Origin of the sequence: Endozoicomonas sp. ONNA2 (assembly GCF_024606365.1) — a bacterium.
Lineage (GTDB): Bacteria > Pseudomonadota > Gammaproteobacteria > Pseudomonadales > Endozoicomonadaceae > Endozoicomonas.
The window spans coordinates 1-1,515 of the sequence record NZ_JAHHPO010000697.1 but is presented as its reverse complement, the minus strand read 5'-3'; the positions used below and the strand labels follow the sequence as shown (position 1 = coordinate 1,515).

The 1,515-nt window shown below is 50.4% G+C and carries 1 protein-coding gene; it reads left to right on the top strand.

Annotated elements, in window-relative coordinates; genetic code table 11:
* Positions 1-174: 174 nt before the first annotated feature.
* Positions 175-1,152 carry an NAD(P)/FAD-dependent oxidoreductase gene (locus tag KDK14_RS12405; RefSeq protein ID WP_257265445.1) on the top strand — a complete coding sequence of 326 codons (978 nt, stop codon included), beginning with the start codon at positions 175-177 and terminating at the stop codon, positions 1,150-1,152.
* Positions 1,153-1,515 lie beyond the last annotated feature (363 nt).

Genomic DNA, 1,515 nt, shown 5'->3' with positions numbered 1-1,515 from the left:
GAGTTTTGCTCAGTCGACCGTACTCCCCGGTACGGCGCTCCCTCGCAAAATCCCTCAGAGCAACAAAGTCCTGCGCGAGATTCGGGGCAGTTTATGAAATATCCTGGAAAATAGTATTGAAAATCCTGGAATTCAATTTTTAGAGATTCGGATGATACATAACGAGGCATGTCTATGAAGGTTGCACTAGTCGGAGCCGGGCTTTCCGGGATCAAAGCCGCAAGTTTGTTGGCTGATCTCGGCCATGAAGTGACTATTTTTGAAAAAAGTCGTGGCTTGGGTGGGCGGCTAGCCAATCGACGGGAAGCATGGGGTGAGCTTGACATCGGTGCCCAGTACTTTACTGCCCGGGACCCGGGGTTTCAGCAACAGGTAAAACTTTGGCTGAAAGCTTGTGCAGTGAAGATCTGGGAATTTTTGCCCTATCGTGTTGAACAGGGAGCATTAATACCTTCACCGGATGAAACGGTACGCTACATCGGTTCCCCGCTAATGAATCAGCTGGTTTATTGTTTGGTTAGCAACTTTGCCGTTAACTTTCAATGCAAAATCTCAAAGGTGGCAAAGAGCGGAGACGGATGGCGACTATTTTCTGCTGATGGTGAACTTTTTTCCGGCTTCGACTGGTTACTTGTCAGCAGTCCCGCCGAGCAAAGCCGCACTCTGCTTGACAGCTGTTCTGACGTGATGGCCCCGGTGCCAGAGGTGGTCCATCAACCCTGCTGGGCAGTAGGCCTTGCTACTCGAGGGAAAATTCCTGGGGATGTGCAGGGCATCTTTGGTGATGAAACGGTGCGCTGGGCTTCCCGATTATCCAGCCGACCCGGTTTTATTAAAGCGCCGGAGGTTGACGATGTCTGGATGTTGCATTTCTCCCCTGAGTGGTCCGAACAACAGGGTAAAGAAACGACAATGGACATTGGTCAGGCCGGTTTGAACTGGCTACAGACGTTAATGGCTGCCAAGCTTGAGAAAAGTGCGGAATATCAACATTACTGGCGTTATGCCAATATGAAGCCACTAACTTTTGATAAACCTTATCTTGTGGATGAACAGCAGCGGCTAGCGGTCATTGGTGCCTGGTGTGCCGGTGGCAGGGTTGAGGGGGCCTGGTTATCTGCCCAGAGGTGTATACAGGACCTGACGGATTAACAGGCCTTTCATTATGGTTGGCAATCCCCCCGGGGGTAAAAAATGGCAGCGCCTTATCACAAGGCGCTTTCAATCAGGTTGGTGGAATTATTAGCTCCCGCTCCAACCGGGGCATCTTGTTTAACATCCTTCCACGAGGTTCTGGTAAAACAATACTGTGGTTATTTTTTCCGGCTCTTCGTTGGTTCATATGGATTTGAGGAAGAGCCAAAAACTGGTTCAGATGCTTCTCGCCAGGAGGCTATCCGAGAATAGCGCCCGACTGGGCGTCCTCGTAGCGAGGATTGCGAGAAATTGAGGCTAAAAACTTCTGATTCTGAGGAGAATACCCTGAAGGGCACAAGTAGCGGGGCTATTTGACGA

Coding starts and splice junctions, on each gene's coding strand:
- KDK14_RS12405 (WP_257265445.1), top strand. CDS start 175: ATGAAGGTTGCACTAGTCGGAGCCGGGCTTTCCGGGATCAAAGCCGCA.